The sequence below is a fragment of the Gemmatimonadaceae bacterium genome, assembly GCA_035606695.1.
Lineage (GTDB): Bacteria > Gemmatimonadota > Gemmatimonadetes > Gemmatimonadales > Gemmatimonadaceae > JAQBQB01.
Window position 1 is genome coordinate 36,050 of record DATNEW010000041.1, and the last position, 17,706, is coordinate 53,755.

A 17,706-nucleotide genomic window follows, 5' to 3' on the forward strand; every position below is an offset into this window, starting at 1 on the left:
CGCATGGGCGCATGGGCGAAACGACAAAGGGCGACGGAGTACCCCGTCGCCCTTTGCAGTTACACCCATCGCCCAGCGCCCAACGCCCATCGCTACGCCGGGCTCGGCTCCGGTCCGCCCAGCAGCGGCGGCGGACTGCGGCGTGGCTCGACCACCGGCGCCGGCGCGACAGGCGCCGGAAGCGGACCCGCGCCCGACGTACGCGGCGGCAGCGTTTCGCCGCGCGAAAGCATTTCGATGTCGTCGCGCGTCAACGTCTCGCGCTCGAGCAGCGCCGCGGCAACCTTATGCAGCAGGTCGATGTTCGCCTGCAGCGTCGCCTTGGCCATGTCGTACGTGCGCTTGATCAGCGCCTTCACTTCAGCGTCGACCATCTGCGCCGTCTGCTCCGACACTTCTCGGCGATGCTGAATCTCGCGGCCGAGGAAGAGCTCCTGCTCGTTGTCGCCCACGAGAATCGGGCCGATTGCGTCCGAAAGTCCCCACTGCGTGACGTACCGCCGCGCGATCGACGTCGCCTGCTGAATGTCGCTCGCCGCGCCTGTCGTCACACGATCGTGGCCGAAGATGAGCTCTTCCGCCGTACGGCCGCCATACGCCATGACGAGACGCGCCTCGAGCTGCTGGCGCGTGACAGACACGCGATCATCCTCAGGCAGCGTGAACGCCAGCCCCAGCGCACGCCCGCGCGGTACGATGGTCACCTTGTGCAGCGGATCGTTGCCGACGACGCGCATGGCGCAGATGGCGTGGCCACCCTCGTGATACGCGGTCAGGCGACGCTCCTCTTCCTTCATCACCATCGACTTCCGCTCGGCCCCGAGCATGACCTTGTCTTTCGCGTCCTCGAGATCGACCATGTAAATCTTCTCATGACCGCGACGGACGGCGAGCAGCGCGCCTTCGTTGACGAGGTTCGCGAGATCGGCGCCCGCCATGCCCGGCGTCCCGCGCGCCAGCGTCGTGATCTCCACGTCGTCGGCGATCGGCTTGTTGCGCAGGTGCACCTTGAGAATGCCTTCGCGCCCCTTGAGGTCGGGCGCGTCGACGACGATCTGGCGATCGAAGCGGCCAGGCCGGAGCAGCGCGGGATCGAGCACGTCGGGCCGATTCGTGGCGGCGATCAGAATGACGCCGTCGTTCGACTCGAAGCCGTCCATCTCGACCAGCAGCTGATTGAGCGTTTGCTCACGCTCGTCGTGACCACCGCCCAGGCCGGCGCCGCGATGGCGGCCGACCGCGTCGATCTCGTCGATGAAAATGATGCAAGGCGCATGCGCCTTGCCCTGCTCGAACAGGTCGCGCACGCGGCTCGCGCCCACACCCACGAACATCTCGACGAAGTCGGAGCCCGACATCGAGAAGAACGGTCGCGCGGCTTCGCCGGCCACCGCCTTCGCGAGGAGCGTCTTACCCGTTCCGGGCGGGCCAACGAGCAAGGCGCCCTTTGGCAATCGTCCGCCGAGCTTCGTGAACTTCTGCGGATCGCGCAGGAACTCGATGATCTCCTGGAGCTCCTGCTTCGCCTCGTCGGCGCCCGCTACGTCGGCGAACGTGATCTTTGGCGTGTCGCCGGTGAGCAGCTTCGCTTTCGATTTCCCGAAAGAAAAGGCCTTGTTGCCCCCCGCCTGCATTTGCTTGAACAGGAAGAGATAGAAGCCAATCAGCAGCAGCCACGGCACGAAGTTCAGAATGGTGCCGAGCCACGAAATGTTCGCGTCCTTGGCTTCGATCGCCACACCCTTGGCGTTCAGCGCCGCGACTTCCGACTCGGAATTCTCGACGGGCAGGCGAACGGTGAAGTTGCGCGCCTCACCCTGCGTTCCGACCGTCACGCGATTGCGGAACTTGCCGGTGACGAGCTTGCCCGCGGTGATCGTGACGCTCGCGATGTTGTCGTGCTCGAGCTCGTCACGATACTGCGTGTACGTGATCTGCTTCGTCGCCCCGTCCCGATTGCCCGAAAGCTGAATCAGAACGACGGGGATGAGCAGGATGAGAATCCAGAAGGACAGGGTCTTGGAGAACCGGCCCCAACTGAACTCCTTCTTGTTGCCGTTCTTTGGAGAAATTGGCACTGGCATTACTGCAAGCTCGCGATATACGGAATGTGCCGAAAATTCTCGGCGTGATCTAACCCATACCCCACCAGGAACTCGTTGGGTGCATCGAACCCGATGAACCGCGTCGGATACCGGAGCTCGGTCGCGATGTGCTTATGCAGCAACGCGCATATCTCCACCGAACGCGGTTTCCGTGCCTGCAACAGGTCCATCAGCCGGCTCAACGTCCGGCCGGTGTCCACGATGTCCTCAACGAGCAAAATATGCTTCCCCTCGAGCTCGGTCTCCGGATCGTACAACAACCGGACGTTCCCGCTGGATACGGTGGAATCCCCGTAGCTGGATGCCACCAGAAAGTCGACCTGCAGCGGCCGACCGATCTCACGCACCAAATCGCTCAAGAAAATAAAACTTCCCTTCAACAGCCCGAGCACCAGCAACTCGCCTTCCGGATACGCGCCGGTGATCTCCGCGGCCATTTCGCGGACGCGCTCGGCGATCTGTTCTTTCGTGTAGACGATACGGCGAACCGTACGTCCCATCAGTCGTGGATCAGCGGTTGATGTATTCACAGATGAAAGGTAAACCCGGCTGGCCCGGCCGTGCGGTCGCCGCCTCGCTGCGGCGCACTCCGGGAATCCACACGATGCGATCCCCTGCCAGCACTACGGGCCACCCCGCCCGTTGGTGTCCCGTCACACCCGCATCCGACAAATAGTGTTTCACCTTTCGCGGCTCCGCACCTTCGCAAACGACCATCGAGTCGCCGGCCTGCCACGGCCGCACCACCAACGGCTCGTCGGCGGGCAACCATGCCGACCATGAATCATCGCGTTCCGTAGCGTCGGGGTGCCGCCGAAACGACCAGTCGCCCCAGTTCGTTTGGTTGGACAGCTCGAGCGCCGCCGGCGTTACGGCCTCGATATCCGACGGCCGCAATTGGAACGCGTCACGCGACCGAACAACTTCCCAACCACCGGCGAGCGGAATTCGTGCGCCGACACGACCAAGGCGCGTGAACGCCGCCAGTCGTTCGACGCCGCGGCGATCCAGAATCGCTCCGGCGCGCGCCGCAATCGCCGGCCACAGCACAGCGACTTCCACCTCCCGCCGCGACTCGAGCGCCGCGGCCGGAATATCGAGGCCACGGCCCGCCTCCCGCATGCGAATCCCGAGCTCTTCGACATACGCTTCGACGTCGGCGCGCCAACGGGCTGCCTTGCGCGCCACGCCAACCAATTCCTGCTCGATGTTCGGCCGCGCGCGCCGCATGGCCGGCAGTAAATCGTGTCGTACACGGTTGCGGAAATAGTCCGCCGACATGTTCGACGGATCTTCCACCCACTGCAGTCCTTCGGCACGCGCGTACGCCGTGACCTCGCGCCGCGACGTTCTGATCAGCGGGCGCAGATGCGGGCTTGCCGCAAACAAGCCGGCCAATCCTCGCGCCCCCGCGTCGCGCAAGGTGCGCATCAGGACGGTTTCGACCTGATCGTCCGCGGTGTGCGCCGTACTGACGACCGCCTCACGCTCGGTCGCGACGCGACGCAGAAAGGCCCAGCGCGCCTCGCGCAGCTCGGCCTCGGTGCGCAGCGCATCGACGGCGCGATCGGTCTCGAACTGAATTCCGAGCGAGGCAGATCGGCGCTCCACTTCGGCGCGCGCCGTCGCCGCGGCGACGCCGGTGCCATGATCGAAGGTGGCCACGATCAAGCGGTCGCGCGGCACCGCGTGCGCTGCGGCATCGAGCAGGACCATGGAGTCGAGGCCGCCCGACACGGCGAGAACGACACGTGCATGCGAATTGAACGCCGCGCGCACGGATTGACGAATGGATGACGTTTCCCGAATGCTCACCCTCGAAAGATAGCCGAGGGATTCGCGCGGGTCGGTCCACTGGAACGGCAGAACGGAGCCCACTATACTGTTCTGCGGTCGGCGCGTTGCGTCTTCTCTGGTTCGACGAGCTTCAGGAGCACTCGCTTGGAAACACACGGTCCACTCGGCACGCTCTGGGTCAGCATCGCTCTCGGATGCTTCTACATCGCGCTGATCTGGTTGAACACCCTGCTCGGCTTCTTCCTCACGCCGTTGTTCATGATTCCGGCGACGTGGGTGATGGACCGGCTGGGCGATCGCCGCGACGAGCCGAACACGTCGCGCGTTTAGTTCGGCCTGATTCGACGCGGAGCGTCGGTCGTCATGCGTGTCTTGTCGAGGACGGGGAGCTTCCCCGTCCTTTTTCTTTTGGCGGCAATCTCATTGCCGGCGCGCGCGCAGTACACGATGCGCACCTGGCTGCCGTGGAGCACGATCGAGACGGCCCACTTCGCGTTTCACTATCCCGCGGATCTCGAGCAGTGGACGCGCAGCCTCGCCACGCGCGCCGAGGCGATCCACGATGTCGTGCAGTCGATCGTTGGATATGCGCCGCCCAAGCGAACACAGGTCGTGGTCGACGATCCGTACGATCTGTCGAACGGATTCGCGTATCCGTTCATCGACGAGCCGGTGATCAATCTCTGGGCGGTCGCGCCCGATCCCCGCGAAGACGTCGGCGAGTTCCGCGGCTGGGGAGAAACGCTCCTCTCGCACGAGTTCACGCACATTGCTCATCTCTCACGGCCGTCGCGTAATCCGCGCACGCGACTCCTGACGCGATTGATTCCGATTCAGTTCGGTCCAATTCCCGTCAACGCGCCGCGGTGGGTCATCGAGGGATACGCCACTTACGCCGAGGGCAAAGCAACGGGCTCGGGACGACCGCATGGCGTCTGGCGACCCGCGTTTCTGCGACAGTGGGCACTCGAGGGCGCGCTTCCGCGGTACGAACAGCTCGACGGATTCGGCTCGTTCAACGGCGGCGAGTTCGCATACCTCGCCGGCTCGGCATTCCTGGAATGGCTGGCGCAGCGGCAAGGCGATTCATCGCTCGTCGCACTATGGCGCCGCATGAGCGCGCGGCAGCTGCGAACGTTCGACGACGCATTCATCGGCGTTTACGGCGAGAGTCCGCGCGCGCTGTATGGTCGATTCACGACCGAGCTGACGGGCAACGCCCTCGAGATCTCGCGCCACCTTCGCGCCGCGTTTCCCGGCGACACGGGCGAGGTCGTGCAGCGCCTCGCCTGGCAGACGGGCGATCCGTCCATCTCACGCGACGGCAAACGTGTTGCACTCGTCATGCGGGCGCCGAACCGCCCATCGCGCGTCGTGGTGTGGAGCACGGCGCCGCAACCGGACACGGGTCGGGCGAAACACGACTCGCTGCTCCTGGCGCGTGATCCCGAAGACGTTCCCGCTCGCACGATCTATCCTCCGCCGAAGCGCGTCCTCGCATCACTGCAAGCCAGGGCGGGCGCGCCGTACGACAATCCGCGCTTCCTGAAGGATGGACGCATCCTGCTATCGCGCGAGACGCAAATCGGCGACGGCACGACGCGTCCCGATCTCTACATTTGGAACCCGGCGAAGCAATCAGTCAAGCGCATCACGCACGGCGCAGCCGTCCGAAACGCGGATCCGATGCCCGACGGCCGATCCGCCGTCGCCGAGCGTTGTGTGCATGGATGGTGTGACGTCGCGGTGGTCGATCTCGAGAGCGGGCGCGTACGCGTGGTACTCACGGGAACACCGCGATTCACCTTCTACCACCCGCGCGTGTCGCCGGACGGCGGCCGCGTGCTCGTGTCGCTCAACTCCGATGGACGCTGGGAGTTGATCGCCTTCGATACGACGTACCACCACTCCGAGACGATCGGCATCACTCATCATGGAAACGTCTACGATGGAACGTGGACGAGTCCAACGACGATCGTCGCGACGTCCGACTCGAGCGGCATTCCAGATCTCATATCATACGAAATTGGTGCGTTCCGCGGATTTCGGACCTTGACCCACGTCACGGGCGCGGCGGTTGCGCCCGAATTCAATCCCGCCGACAGCTCGATCTGGTTCCTCTCGCTGTATTCGCGCGGTTACGATCTCCGACGCATTGCCACGCGGGGTGCGATCGATACGGTGACCGTCGCGTCCGATCGCCGCCTCGCGCCCGCGGCGCGCATCGCGGCGGAGCCACGCCCGCCATTCGATTCCGGCGCCGTCTCGCGACCGCGGCCCTTTGGCCTTGGGCCGCGGATTTCGCGCTGGTTCCCCACCGGCAGCAAGGATGCCGACGGCGCCGTCGGCATCCTCGGCATCACGAACGTCGACGTCATCGGACGCGGCGAGCTGATTGGAAAGTTCGGCGTGGGCGATCGCGCCTCGTGGCACGGTGCCGCGCTCGACGCAACGTGGCGGGGAACGCGACCATTCATTCGCGCCGAGGTCTTCGACGCGCGGCAGTCGCCAAGTGGCACGGAGACGGGCTCGCCTCCGGCCTCGAACCTGGATGCGGTCACCGCCGGCGCACTCGTCGGACTCGATGCACAAGCGCAGTTCGACGCCTCGACGGCCCGAGCGCGCGCGTTCGCCACGTCGTCGCGCCTGGTCTCGGGCGTCGTCACGTCGCGGACGATGTTCATCGTCGAGGGCAGCGGTTCGTACACGCAGCGCGGCATCGGCTGGAATACGTCCGAGTCGTTCAGCGCCAACATCACGAAGGGACGCAGCTTCGACTCGCGGTTCGATCGCAACGTCGCAACTGTCGGGTTCACCGCCAGCACCTTCGTTCCGGTACGCATCGCCGCCGCGGCCACCTACGGCTTCACGAGCGACGATGCGCCCGCGTTCGAGCGCATGGCGCTCGGCGGCTCCGTCTCGCCGATTCTCGATCCGGCGCTGCTCACCCAGCGCGTGCCCATGCCGGTGCTCCCGACGGGCGTCGCGACGGGGACATCAGCATTTGCATATAAAATCTCTCTTATCGAAAATCCGCTCGCGCTGTACTGGTGGCAGGGGAGCGCCACCGAGCCCGATCGGCGATTCGCCACATGGCACCGCGTCGCCGGCGCCGAGTGGACGGTGAACGTCCCGCAAATGCAGGCGGTGGGCACACCGGCCGCGCGGGCCGTCGTCGGAGGCGGTGAGTCGCTCGACGTCCCGCTCCGCCATCGCTTCAGCCTCTACGCCAGCCTCGTGCTCACGCCGTAAGCGGCGTGTATGGGCGCACGCGGTGACTGTGCGGCCGAAGCCGAACCGTGACGCACCAGCGACACAGCAGCAGGTTCATCCTATATTTCCCGCTTCCCGAACGTCCGGCTCCGTCGCCGGATTGGGCGACTGCGCCACAATCAGGAGGAAGCGCGATGATGGTTCACCGTGTCACACGGTTGTTCTTTGCGTCGGCGGCGTGCCTCGTTCCCGCCACGTTGCTCGGTCAAGGGTTTGGCCTCAACGAGATCGGCTCGTGCGCGATCGGCCGGGCCTTCGCCGTTGCGGCATCGCCGTGTCGCGATGCATCGACCATCTTCTGGAATCCAGCGGCCGCGACGTCGCTGACGGGATGGAACGTCACGGCGGGCGGCGCGTTCGTCGCGCTCAAGGGCTCGTTCACGCAGGACACGACCCTTCGAAAGTTCAACGCAATCCAGCCGACGGCGTTCGTCCCGCACGTCTTCGTCAACTATCACAAGGCGGGCAGTAGTTTGGCGTGGGGCGTCGGAGGGTACGTGCCCTACGGCCTCACGTCGGAGTGGGCGAATGATTTCCCGGGACGGTTCGAGGCCGAAAAGGCGTCGTTGCAGACGTTCTACATTCAGCCCAACGTCGCCTGGCAGATCAACAGCAAGTGGTCCGTTGGCGGCGGCCCGATCTGGGGACATTCGACGGTGGAATTGATCCAGGCCGTCGATCTGTCGGCGCAGCCGCTGCCAACCGGTGGTACGTTCGCGAATATCGGCGTCGCGACACCGACTGAGTTCGCCCGCGCGCACCTCAAGGGCAGCGCCACCGCCTTCGGCGTGCAGCTTGGCGTATCGGGCCAGATCAACCCGAATTGGTCGGTCGGTGCGCGGTTCCTTTCGCCACTCGAGTTGAAGTACGACAATGCCGACGCAACCTTCGACCAGGTGAAGACGGGCTTGATCGTCGGCGGAACGCTGCCCGGCCCCACGCAGCAGACAACGATTCCGGCCGGCACACCGATCGATTTGCTCGTCGGCCCGCAATTCCAGTCGGGCGGAGCGCTCGTCGCGCAGAAGGCGAACACGAAGATCACGCATCCCGCGCAGTTTCAGGCCGGCGTTGCCTACTCGGGGTATCGCAACTGGCTCCTCGAGGGCGACTACGCGTTCGTCGGCTGGAAGCGCTTCGACGCCTTGCCCGTGAACTTCGAGGGTCCGGCTCTCAACTCGAGCCGCACGCTGATCGAGCAATACAACAACTCGTCCGCCATTCGGTTGGGCGCCGAGTACACGATTCCGAGCGAGGGGTGGAAGCTTCGCGCGGGATTCGCCGGTGTCGCGAGCGCCGCGCCGCCTGAGACCGTGACGCCGCTGTTGCCCGAGCAGGACCGCACCTACTGGACGATCGGCGCGGGCATTCCACTGTGGAAGATGTGGACGCTCGATGCGTCGTATGCGCGTGTGGCCACGTCGGGTTCGCGCGGCCGCATCGTCGAGCGGATAAACGCCAGCCAGACCGCCGCGCAACTCAACTCGGGCGTGTTCGATTTGTCGGCGAACATCGTCTCGTTCACGCTCAAGGCCAACTTCTAACCCACAGGGGAAACGACGATGTCACGCACGCACGTTATCGCTCGCGGCGCCCTTCTGTTGGGCGCGGTTGGCGCGTTCGTCGCCGCTTGCCACAGCGACACGACGCTGTTCGCACCGCAGCCGAACAACCCGATTTTCACGAGCTATGTGGCGCTCGGAAACAGCATCACGGCCGGCTTTCAGTCGGGCGGAATCAACGATTCCACGCAGCATCAGAGTTACGCGGTGCTGCTCGCGAATCAGATGCACACGCGGTTCGCGATTCCGTCGCTCGCCGCGCCGGGCTGCCCGCCGCCGATCGCCAACTTGCTGACGGGCGCGCGCGTCGGTGGCGCCACGTCAACCAGCACCTCGTGCGCGCTCCGGACGGCCGCCTCGGCGACGGCGACGCTGAACAACGTCGCCGTCCCGGGCATCACGACCTTCGATCCGATCGCCATCGGCAACCCGGCCGACACGTTGCTGCAGAACAAGAATCCGCTCGTGCAGATCATCCTGGGCGGCGAGTCGATGGTGCAGAAGGCGCTGGACAACAAGCCGACGTTCGCCACGGTCTGGGTTGGCAACAACGACATCCTGGCGGCCGCGATTGGCGGCACGCCTGGCGCCGCGACACCGGTTCCGACCTTTACGACCAACTACAAGGCGATGATCGATCAGCTCGTCGCGGGCGCACCCGGCCTCAAAGGTGTGCTGATCGGCGTAGTACAGGTCACCGAGGTACCGGTGCTGTTCCAGGTTGGTGTGCTCCAACAGAACGCGGCGGCAAAGGCGGCGGCGGACCAAGTTGCGGGGGTCAAGCTCACGATCGATCCGGTGACGTGCGCCGGCGCCAACGCGGGTGCGTTGCTCGCGTTCAACGCCCTGCCCACCTACAAGACCCGGCCCGCTCCGGCGACGGGCATCGTCTTCTGTCAGAAGGTGGCCGGCGGCGGCGCGCTTGATCCGGGCGATCCCGGCATTCTCGACATCACCGAGCAGGCGACGGTCGCGAACACCATCAACGGCTACAACGCCTATATCAAGGCCAAGGCGGACAGCATCGGCTTCGCATACTTCGACGCCAGTCCGGTATTGGACAGCCTTCGCAAGGCGAATGCGGTTCCGGCGTTCCCGAACCTGACCAGCACCACTGCGCCATTTGGACAGTTTTTCTCGCTGGACGGCGTGCATCCCGCCGCGGCCGCGCACGTGCTGATCGCAAACCATTTGATCGACGTGATCAACGCGAAGTACGGCACGTCGCTCGTGCACGTGCAGTAGGCTTCGGCGTAGTCAACGAGTCATGGGAAGTCTGAACGGGGCGATCCGGAGATTCGGGTCGCCCCGTTGTCATTCAAGGTGCTGCGGCTCGCCGACAAGCCCCGTGTACACAGGGCGATAATATTTGTGATCTCGCTGGTATTAATTATACTAGTTGAACTTACGGACACTCCACTCATCTTCTTTAGCATATTGTTATCAACATGAGCCCGCTGCGCTACGAGACGGCCTTTACTCGGCAAGTCGGGATCGATCTCCCGATCATCTGCGGCGCCATGTACCCGTGCTCCAATCCCGAGCTGGTCGCCGCCGCCTCGGACGCCGGCGCCATCGGCATCGTGCAGCCCGTGTCGATGACCTACGTCTACGGCCACGACTTTCGAGAAGGCTTACGGCTGATCAAGAAGCTGACGCCCCGCCCTTTTGGCATGAACGCGCTCATCGAGCAATCGTCGAAGATGTACCGCGAGCGCGTCGAGCGATGGATCGACATCGCGCTCGAAGAAGGCGTCCGGTTCTTCGTCACCTCACTCGGCAACCCGCGCTGGGTGGTCGACCGGACGGCCTCCGTCGGCGCGATCGTCTATCATGACGTGACCGAAGCCAAGTGGGCGCGCAAAGCCGTCGACGGCGGCGTGCATGGCCTCATCGCCGTCAACAACGTGGCGGGCGGCCACGCCGGGCCCAAGTCGCCTGAAACGCTGTACGATGAGCTGCTGCCGTTTGGCCTCCCCATCATCTGCGCCGGGGGCGTGGGCGATCCGCGCACCTTCCGCCGCATGATCGACCTGGGCTACGCCGGCGTGCAGATGGGTACCCGGTTCATCGCGACGAACGAGTGCCTCGCCCACCCGGACTACAAGCAGGCGATCGTCGACGCCGACCCGAAGGACATCGTCCTGACAGAGCGCCTGACCGGCGTTCCGGTGGCCGTGATCAACAATGACTACGTGCGCCACTTGGGGACCCGCGCCGGCCCGATCGCCCGGTACATGCTCCGCCATCCGAAGATGAAGCACTGGATGCGCACCTACTACGCGCTGACGTCGCTGCGGCGGCTCAAACAGTCGTCGCTGTCCTCGGCCGGGGCCAAGGAATACTGGCAGGCGGGAAAGAGCGTGGGGGGCATTCATCGCGTGAAGGCGGTGCGGCAGATCGTGGATGAGTTCGCGGCGGCCCTGGCGGCCGATCACCGAACAGAACCCAACCCTCCCGGTGCGAACCGTGTCTCTTAGACGGTTCCGGACCTCGTAGGCCTACGATCGCTATCTCAGCTGTGACGGAAAATCCACGCCTTCTCGACCGACACCTCATCACACGGTGCCTTGCCGGCGAGCCGAACGCGGAGCGCGAGCTGTATGACGCGCACGTCGATCGGATCTATCGGCTGATGTACCGGATGGCGGGCGACGGCGATCTGGCGGCGGACTTCACTCAGGAAACCTTCATCCGCGTCTTCGAGCGGCTCAACCAGTACCGCGGCGATTCCTCGCTTGCGACCTGGCTGCACACGATTGCCGTCTCGGTGGCGCTGAACGGACTACGCAAGGTGAAACGCATTCACGGCCGCATGGACAACATCGACGACGCGCCGGCGCTGGCGGTCGAGCCCAAGGGTCCGACGTGGGACCTCAAGGCTCGCCTGCACACCGCGATCGACGCGCTGTCGGAGAAGCTGCGACCGGTGTTCGTGATGCACGACGTCGAGGGCTACACCCACGAGGAGATCGCCGGCGCGCTCGGCATTCCCGTGGGCACCTCGAAAGCTCGACTGTTCGACGCACGCGCCAAGCTCAGACTGGCGCTCGCGGCCTTCGCTGGAGATCACATCGCATGAACGACGATCAAATGGACGAACTGCTCATTCAGACGGCGCGCGACTACAACACACCCGGCGTCGTTCCGCGAGACGAAATGTGGCACGCAATCGCCGCGGCGCGACGCGGGAATCCGTCGGTCGTGACTCCGTCGGCGAGTCGACGCCACCTGTGGCTGTGGCCGAGTGTGGGCGTGGCTGCCGCGGCGGTGCTGGCGGTGGGTATCGCGATCGGTCGCTCCACGCGGAGCACGAGTCCCGAGATTCACGTCCCGCAGGCGACGACCGTGGCGGCAAATCCGCCGCGCGATTCTGCGGCCGCGACGGCGCATCCGGATACCGTCGTCACGCAACTGCACGAGGAAACCAGGAAAGTCGACGCCGCGGTGCGGCGGCTCGCCGTCGCGACGCCGCGCACGCAGCTAGCTGAGCCATCGCTGAACCGAACGCCGGCAAATTGGAGCGGCGGGAATTACGCGAACTCGGAGAACGCGGCGGCCGCACCGAGCACGGAGCAGAACCTGGCCTACCGTCTGGTGGTCCTTCGCCATCTCGCGGGCAGTGAAGCGCTCATCACCACCTTCCGCGCGTCGGCCAAGCGCGGCGAGATGGACGCACAAATCGCGCAGTGGTCGCGCGAGCTCCTCAGCACCACCCGCTTGCTCGAAGCGTCTGCTGCAGCGGACGATCCGGTCATGAAACGCCTGCTCGAAGATCTCGATCTCATCATCGCGCAGATCGCGCAATACGCGGCGCGCGGCACCAACAATCCCGAAGAGCTCGAGCTCATCGAGCAATCGATCAACCAGCGCGGCGTCATCACGAAGCTGCGCAGCACCATGCCCGCGACGCCCGCGGCGCATATGTGAGGAATCGGCGATGAAGAAGATTCTACTCCCTGCTCTCGTGCTCGCAGCCGGGGCGTTCGCGCCCACGGCGCGCGCCGGAGCGCAAAGCAGCCGTCGCGTACGATCGACGGCGTCGGTCATCTCGCTGCCCGTTGCCGAGCACTTTGCCGATCCCGCGGATTCGCTCTTCCGCACGGCGCGGCAGCTCATGAATTCGCACGAGTATCGCAAAGCGGCGAACATGCTGCAGCAGCTCGTCGATCGGTATCCGGACGCGCCGCAGGCGGGTGATGCGCTCTACTGGCGCGCGTGGTCGCTCTTTCAGCTCGGGCGCGACGGCCGGAGCCCGACCGATCTGGCCGACGCGCGGGCGGCGCTCGATCGATACAACAACATCTACGGCAAAGACGCCAAGATGGCCGGCGATGCGACGGAGTTGTACAGCAACATTCGTTCGGCGCAGGCGTCACTGGGCGATGCGAAGGCGGCGGGTGAAGTGGCGAGCGCCGCCGGAGCCCTTCGGCAGCCGGGCAGCTGCGGCTCACAGGCCGATGAGGAAATGCGCATGGCCGCGCTCGACGGGCTCTTGTCGATGTCGTCCGCGGAGGCCGTGCCGATTCTCAAGGAAGTCCTCAAGCAGCGCGACGAGTGCCGCGTGGACGCGCGGAAAAAAGCGGTGTTCCTGCTCGCGCAGAAACGCGGCGACGATATCGCGTCGACGCTGCTCGAGGTCGCACGCAACGACCCGAGTACCGACGTGCGCGGCGATGCGATCTTCTGGCTCTCGCAGACGCGATCCGACGTCGCCATCCCGGCGCTCGACTCGATCGTCTTCCAATCCAAGGACGATGAGCTGCGCAAGAAGGCGCTGTTCGCGCTCTCGCAGCAGGCGCACGACCAACGCGCCCGCGCCGCGCTCCAGCGGGCGGCCGAGGACGAGCACATGTCCGACGACGTCCGCGAGCAGGCGATCTTCTGGCTCGGTCAGTCGAGCATCGTCGATCTCGACTACTTCAAGGCGCTGTTCAAGAAGTCTCAAAACGCCGAGATCCGAAACAAGATCATCTTCGCGGTGAGCCAGCATTCGTCGCCCGAGGCCGCGGCATGGCTGTTCGACGTCGCCAAGGACAAGGCCTACGACGTCGAGACTCGCAAGCAGGCGCTCTTCTGGCTCGGCCAGCGGCGTTCGACGTCGATCGACATGCTGCAGACCATCTACGATCAGTCGAAAGGCGACGACGAGATGCACCGCCAGGTGATCTTCGTTCTGAGCCAGCGCAGCGACGCAGCCGCCGTGGACAAGCTCATGGACATCGCGAAGAACGACTCGGACATCGACATGCGGAAGCAGGCGTTGTTCTGGCTCGGGCAGAAGAATGACCCGCGCGTGCGGCAGTTTCTCCTCGACCTGATCCGCAAATGATTCGACTTGGGCTTCTGACCGCGGCCGCATCCCTGGCCGCGGCGCCGCTCCTTGGCCAATCGCTGGCGAGTCGAGTGGATGCCGTTCGCGAAGGCACGATCGAGATGACGTTCGCGTCGCGCCCCGACGTGTGTGGCGACGGCCGAGGCAGTATCTGGACGACGCGCGGCGGCGGATACAACTCGTACGAGTGCGTGCACGGACCGGTACGGGTCACGATCGGCCGCAGCGACGGTCAGACCGTGAGCATTCGATCGTGCGTCGCCTGCCGGCCGCGCACTGACGGCGCTACGCAATTCGGCGACGTACCGGCCGACGAAGTGGCCCGCTATCTCCTGACCGTTGCAGTCGGGATCGGCGGAACGAGCGCGGACAAAGCGGTGAGCGCGGCCGCCCTTGCCGATGCGAATGTCGGGGCGGAGCTCGCGCAGCTGGCGCGCAATGAGAACGCCACGATTTCGTCGCGGAAGCAGGCGTTGTTCTGGTTCGGGCAATCCGACGCCCCGACGAAAGACCTCATTGCGCTCGACCACGATCTGACGTCGGAAACACTGCGCAAGCAATACGTGTTCGTGCTGTCGCAGCGTCACGACGACGCCGCCGTCGACAAGCTGATCGACGTGGCGCGTCACGATCCGAACACGGACGTGCGGAAGCAGGCGATGTTCTGGCTGGGCCAATCGCACGAGCCGAAGGCGCTGGCCTTTTTTAGAGATATCTTAACGCGCTGAGGAACCGACCCATGCGACCGTTCTTCTTCGCCTTCGCGGCCACGCTTGCCCCGCTTGCCATGGCGCCGCTTGGCGCGCAATCACTCGCGTCGCGCGTGGTCGAACATGATGGCAGCGTGGAAGTCATCTTCCCGAGCCGGCCCGAGGCGTGCGGTGACGGCCGGTCATTCATCTCGCACGTCTTTGGCAATCGGAACGATTTTGGCGATCGTCCCTGCGTGCATGGCCCCGCGCGCGTCGAGGTGACCGTGATGGACGGCGAGGTTACGCGACTGCGTTCCTTCGTCGGGCCCGTTCCGCCGAGCGCCAATCGCACGATCACGGCGAGCGCCGCGGACGCCGGTGCGTGGCTCACGCAGGTCGTGAACGGCGCGTCGGCCCGTGTGGCGCAGGAGGCGGTCGTGCCGCTCGTGCTCGTGGACGAATTCGAGCCGTGGGACGTTCTCTTACGTGTATCTCGCGATGACGCGCGGCCGCTCGCCGTGCGCCGCGCGGCACTCAACTGGGTGGGATTCGATGTGAATCATCACCTCGGACTGGACGACGCCTCCGCGGACTCCGAAGACGACGAGATGCGCCGGCAGGCCGTGTTCGTCCTGTCGCAGCGAGCGAAGCGCGACGGAACGGCGGAGCTGATCGATGCCGCTCGCACGTCGAGGCATCCGAGCGTGCGGCGCGACGCGATTTTCTGGTTGAGCCAGGTGGGAGAGCCTACCGCGGTGGCGAATCTGTACGCGGATCTGTTGAAGTCGCGTTAACTGGGTCATCGTCAGCGAGTGAGACGAGCGAAGGACCCCGTTCCGCCGAGGAGAGAGGTCCTTCGCTACGCTCAGGATGACAACTAGGCGCCAAGAAGCAGGAACGAATCGTACAACGCGTGCGTCCACGCGGTGATGCCGAACCCGCGCACGAGATACAGCGCGCTGAACGCGAGTCCGCTCAAGAAGCGGAACGTAAAAGATTGCAGCTGAAACTGGTCGCCGTACGGTCCGATGTAGTGAAACGCCGAGAAGATGAGCGCACCAATGATCGCGGCGACCGTGCCCGACACTCGCTTGCCGGTGCCGAGTACGACGCGCGCTCCCGCCGCCAAGCCGGTCACCAAGAACACGCGAAAGAAGAGCTCCTCGTACAAGCCGGCGCCCAGTGAGAGCATGAGGCGCGTGGTCCATCCCATCTGGGCAATCGCGCCGCCGGGCGCCTGGCCGCCTTGAATCATCAACGAGTGCAAAGAGCCGAGCAACTTCGCTGTGGTCAGTCCAATCACCAAGCCGAACGCAGCCGCGAGCGCGGTCGACTCGGCGAGCATACCGACAAACACCGCCGGACGAATGCGATCACGGCTCGCACGCAGGTCTCGGACGACGAAAAAGAGACCGAGCAGGATGATCAAGGCCATGAAAATGAGCGATCCGCGCGGGCCTGCAACAGCGGTGAATGCGCTTCGCAGCAGAACGTCCGCTCCGTTGCGAAGTTCGGCGCCCGGCTGAGCGAGCAGAGCAGCGAGCGCTTCGTAGCCGAGCAGCAGCGGCAACGCGAACAACACGCTGTAGCGGTGCGCTCGGCTCACCGAGAAGTAGGATGTCTTGCGCGTCGCGACGGCGGCGCCGGTTCGTGGAGCGGTCATTACTCGAGCTTACGGAAGGGAGCGCCAGGAAGTTCTGGCAACGTCGGCAGAACGCGGAAAGGGAGCGCGAATCTTCGCGGAGTTCCGTGAAAGTACGTGAAAGTATGCGAAGTTCAGCCGGGATGTTGCGGAACCGTTTTCATCGCACTAGGGTACGAGTGTGCGTCGCGAAGGTCGCGACCAAGAGTTTATGTCGAACCCGCAAATCCGAGGAGGTGATCCATTGTCTAACGGGACTCGTAACGGCAGGATCGCCGGAAGCCGCTAAGCTTCTTTTCCTGGCTTAGAGCGCCGGAAGCCTGCTAGTTCCGGTGAAAAACTGAACAAAGGGGCCGCTGTGGATTTCCACAGCGGCCCCTTTGTTCATCCTGAGGCGCGTAGCGCGGAAGGATCTGCTGATGCGCGCGCTCAGCCCCCCGCCATTCCGTCCTGGAAACCCTGCGTGCCTTGCTGAAATGAATGCACGATGATCGGACCAGCGATCTTCACGGCCGCGGCGATCGCGACACCGATCAATGCGGCCAACAGTGCGTACTCAGCGAACGATAAACCGGACTCATCACGAACGAACCGCCGTACTGCTTCGCGGAACACCATCGACTCCTCGGCTGCGGTAGGTGGGTGTGCCCAAACTGACTTAAAGGCAGGCCCCATGCCGACGTGTTTAGCGAATCCGGGATGCAGGGACATCCTGCACGGATCACTGGCCGGTACTGCCGAACCCACCCACCCGGCTCGTTGAGACGGAAACGCTTCCCTGCGCAATGCCGAGCACCTCGTAGCGCGACAGCACCATCTGCGCGATGCGCTCACCGTGCTCGATCCGGATATCATGCGCCGCCGTCGGATTGCGAACGATGACCATCCATTCGTCGGGATAGTCCGAGTCGATCGTACCGGGCGCGTTGGGAATCTGGAGCGCCTTCTTGAAACTCGTTCCGCTACGCGGGCGAATCTGCGCCTCGACACCCATTGGCAGGCGTGCCTTGAAGCCGAGCGGAATGAGTGCCGCAACACCGGGCGCGAGCGTAAAGATGCCGTCTGACGGATCAGTATCCCAGACGCGCCCTCCCTCGGAGCACTTCACTTGCCGGCCAGTCAGGTACGCGCACAAGTCATAACCGGCCGAGCCTTCGGTCGCGCGGCGCGGCGGTTGGGCGTCGTCGTGCAGCAGCTCCACGACGACGGTGTCGCTCGAGTTTGTGTCGTTCATGCGCGGAATCTAGCGAACCGCTCACCCTTGCTCAGCCGGGCAACTCCGCGGTACCCTCACGACATG

The 17,706-nt window shown here is 64.7% G+C and carries 15 protein-coding genes; 10 read left to right on the top strand and 5 right to left on the bottom strand.

Annotated features, from left to right (window positions below; translation table 11 throughout):
• Positions 1-92 precede the first annotated feature (92 nt).
• Genes ftsH through tilS form a run of 3 tightly spaced genes read right to left on the bottom strand, consistent with a single transcriptional unit; the run spans position 93 to position 3,920 of the window.
• Positions 93-2,078 (bottom strand): ATP-dependent zinc metalloprotease FtsH, encoded by a 1,986-nt coding sequence (gene ftsH, locus VN706_21950; protein ID HXT18310.1) that lies wholly within the window; start codon positions 2,076-2,078, stop codon positions 93-95.
• Positions 2,079-2,083: 5 nt separating this feature from the next.
• On the bottom strand, positions 2,084-2,605 hold the full coding sequence (gene hpt, locus VN706_21955; GenBank protein HXT18311.1) for a hypoxanthine phosphoribosyltransferase: 522 nt from the start codon (positions 2,603-2,605) through the stop codon (positions 2,084-2,086).
• A gap of 10 nt (positions 2,606-2,615) precedes the next feature.
• Positions 2,616-3,920, bottom strand: coding sequence for a tRNA lysidine(34) synthetase TilS (gene tilS, locus VN706_21960; GenBank protein HXT18312.1), 1,305 nt, complete (start codon positions 3,918-3,920; stop codon positions 2,616-2,618).
• A gap of 126 nt (positions 3,921-4,046) precedes the next feature.
• Between tilS and VN706_21965 the strand changes: the two genes are divergently transcribed.
• The 10 genes from VN706_21965 to VN706_22010 all read left to right on the top strand — a co-directional run bounded on the left by VN706_21965 (position 4,047) and on the right by VN706_22010 (position 15,558).
• Positions 4,047-4,232, top strand: a complete 186-nt coding sequence (locus tag VN706_21965) for a hypothetical protein (GenBank protein ID HXT18313.1) — start codon at positions 4,047-4,049, stop codon at positions 4,230-4,232.
• A gap of 78 nt (positions 4,233-4,310) precedes the next feature.
• Entirely contained in the window at positions 4,311-7,154 is a 2,844-nt protein-coding gene (locus tag VN706_21970) for a hypothetical protein (GenBank protein ID HXT18314.1), read from the top strand.
• A gap of 155 nt (positions 7,155-7,309) precedes the next feature.
• Positions 7,310-8,719, top strand: coding sequence for an outer membrane protein transport protein (locus VN706_21975; GenBank protein HXT18315.1), 1,410 nt, complete (start codon positions 7,310-7,312; stop codon positions 8,717-8,719).
• 18 nt (positions 8,720-8,737) lie between these two features.
• Positions 8,738-9,982, top strand: coding sequence for an SGNH/GDSL hydrolase family protein (locus VN706_21980; protein ID HXT18316.1), 1,245 nt, complete (start codon positions 8,738-8,740; stop codon positions 9,980-9,982).
• A 203-nt stretch (positions 9,983-10,185) separates the two neighbouring features.
• Entirely contained in the window at positions 10,186-11,217 is a 1,032-nt protein-coding gene (locus tag VN706_21985; GenBank protein HXT18317.1) for a nitronate monooxygenase, read from the top strand.
• 41 nt (positions 11,218-11,258) lie between these two features.
• Positions 11,259-11,819: a sigma-70 family RNA polymerase sigma factor gene (locus tag VN706_21990; GenBank protein ID HXT18318.1), complete on the top strand. Its 561-nt coding sequence runs from the start codon at positions 11,259-11,261 to the stop codon at positions 11,817-11,819.
• A complete protein-coding gene (locus VN706_21995; protein HXT18319.1) occupies positions 11,816-12,667 on the top strand; it encodes a hypothetical protein in 852 nt (283 codons plus the stop codon). Before VN706_21990 ends, VN706_21995 begins: the two co-directional genes overlap by 4 nt.
• 10 nt (positions 12,668-12,677) lie before the next feature.
• Positions 12,678-14,069: a HEAT repeat domain-containing protein gene (locus VN706_22000; GenBank protein ID HXT18320.1), complete on the top strand. Its 1,392-nt coding sequence runs from the start codon at positions 12,678-12,680 to the stop codon at positions 14,067-14,069.
• On the top strand, positions 14,066-14,800 hold the full coding sequence (locus tag VN706_22005) for a HEAT repeat domain-containing protein (GenBank protein HXT18321.1): 735 nt from the start codon (positions 14,066-14,068) through the stop codon (positions 14,798-14,800). Before VN706_22000 ends, VN706_22005 begins: the two co-directional genes overlap by 4 nt.
• Positions 14,801-14,811: 11 nt before the next feature.
• Positions 14,812-15,558 carry a HEAT repeat domain-containing protein gene (locus tag VN706_22010; GenBank protein ID HXT18322.1) on the top strand — a complete coding sequence of 249 codons (747 nt, stop codon included), beginning with the start codon at positions 14,812-14,814 and terminating at the stop codon, positions 15,556-15,558.
• An 83-nt stretch (positions 15,559-15,641) separates the two neighbouring features.
• On the opposite strand, the gene VN706_22015 is transcribed toward VN706_22010, so the two are convergent.
• Together VN706_22015 and dut are read right to left on the bottom strand one after the other, a co-directional pair.
• A complete protein-coding gene (locus VN706_22015; protein ID HXT18323.1) occupies positions 15,642-16,427 on the bottom strand; it encodes a CPBP family intramembrane glutamic endopeptidase in 786 nt (261 codons plus the stop codon).
• 700 nt (positions 16,428-17,127) lie between these two features.
• The gene (dut, locus tag VN706_22020; GenBank protein HXT18324.1) at positions 17,128-17,640 is read right to left on the bottom strand and encodes a dUTP diphosphatase; all 513 of its coding nucleotides are present in this window, start codon (positions 17,638-17,640) and stop codon (positions 17,128-17,130) included.
• Between the last annotated feature and the right edge of the window lie 66 nt (positions 17,641-17,706).

What these genes read in the sequence shown, in the direction of transcription:
- VN706_22015 (HXT18323.1), bottom strand. Translation starts at nt 16,427, where the DNA reads ATGACCGCTCCACGAACCGGCGCCGCCGTCGCGACGCGCAAGACATCC.
- dut (HXT18324.1), bottom strand. Translation starts at nt 17,640, where the DNA reads ATGAACGACACAAACTCGAGCGACACCGTCGTCGTGGAGCTGCTGCAC.
- VN706_21980 (HXT18316.1), top strand. Translation starts at nt 8,738, where the DNA reads ATGTCACGCACGCACGTTATCGCTCGCGGCGCCCTTCTGTTGGGCGCG.
- VN706_21975 (HXT18315.1), top strand. Translation starts at nt 7,310, where the DNA reads ATGATGGTTCACCGTGTCACACGGTTGTTCTTTGCGTCGGCGGCGTGC.
- VN706_22005 (HXT18321.1), top strand. Translation starts at nt 14,066, where the DNA reads ATGATTCGACTTGGGCTTCTGACCGCGGCCGCATCCCTGGCCGCGGCG.
- VN706_22010 (HXT18322.1), top strand. Translation starts at nt 14,812, where the DNA reads ATGCGACCGTTCTTCTTCGCCTTCGCGGCCACGCTTGCCCCGCTTGCC.
- hpt (HXT18311.1), bottom strand. Translation starts at nt 2,605, where the DNA reads ATGGGACGTACGGTTCGCCGTATCGTCTACACGAAAGAACAGATCGCC.
- VN706_22000 (HXT18320.1), top strand. Translation starts at nt 12,678, where the DNA reads ATGAAGAAGATTCTACTCCCTGCTCTCGTGCTCGCAGCCGGGGCGTTC.
- VN706_21985 (HXT18317.1), top strand. Translation starts at nt 10,186, where the DNA reads ATGAGCCCGCTGCGCTACGAGACGGCCTTTACTCGGCAAGTCGGGATC.
- VN706_21995 (HXT18319.1), top strand. Translation starts at nt 11,816, where the DNA reads ATGAACGACGATCAAATGGACGAACTGCTCATTCAGACGGCGCGCGAC.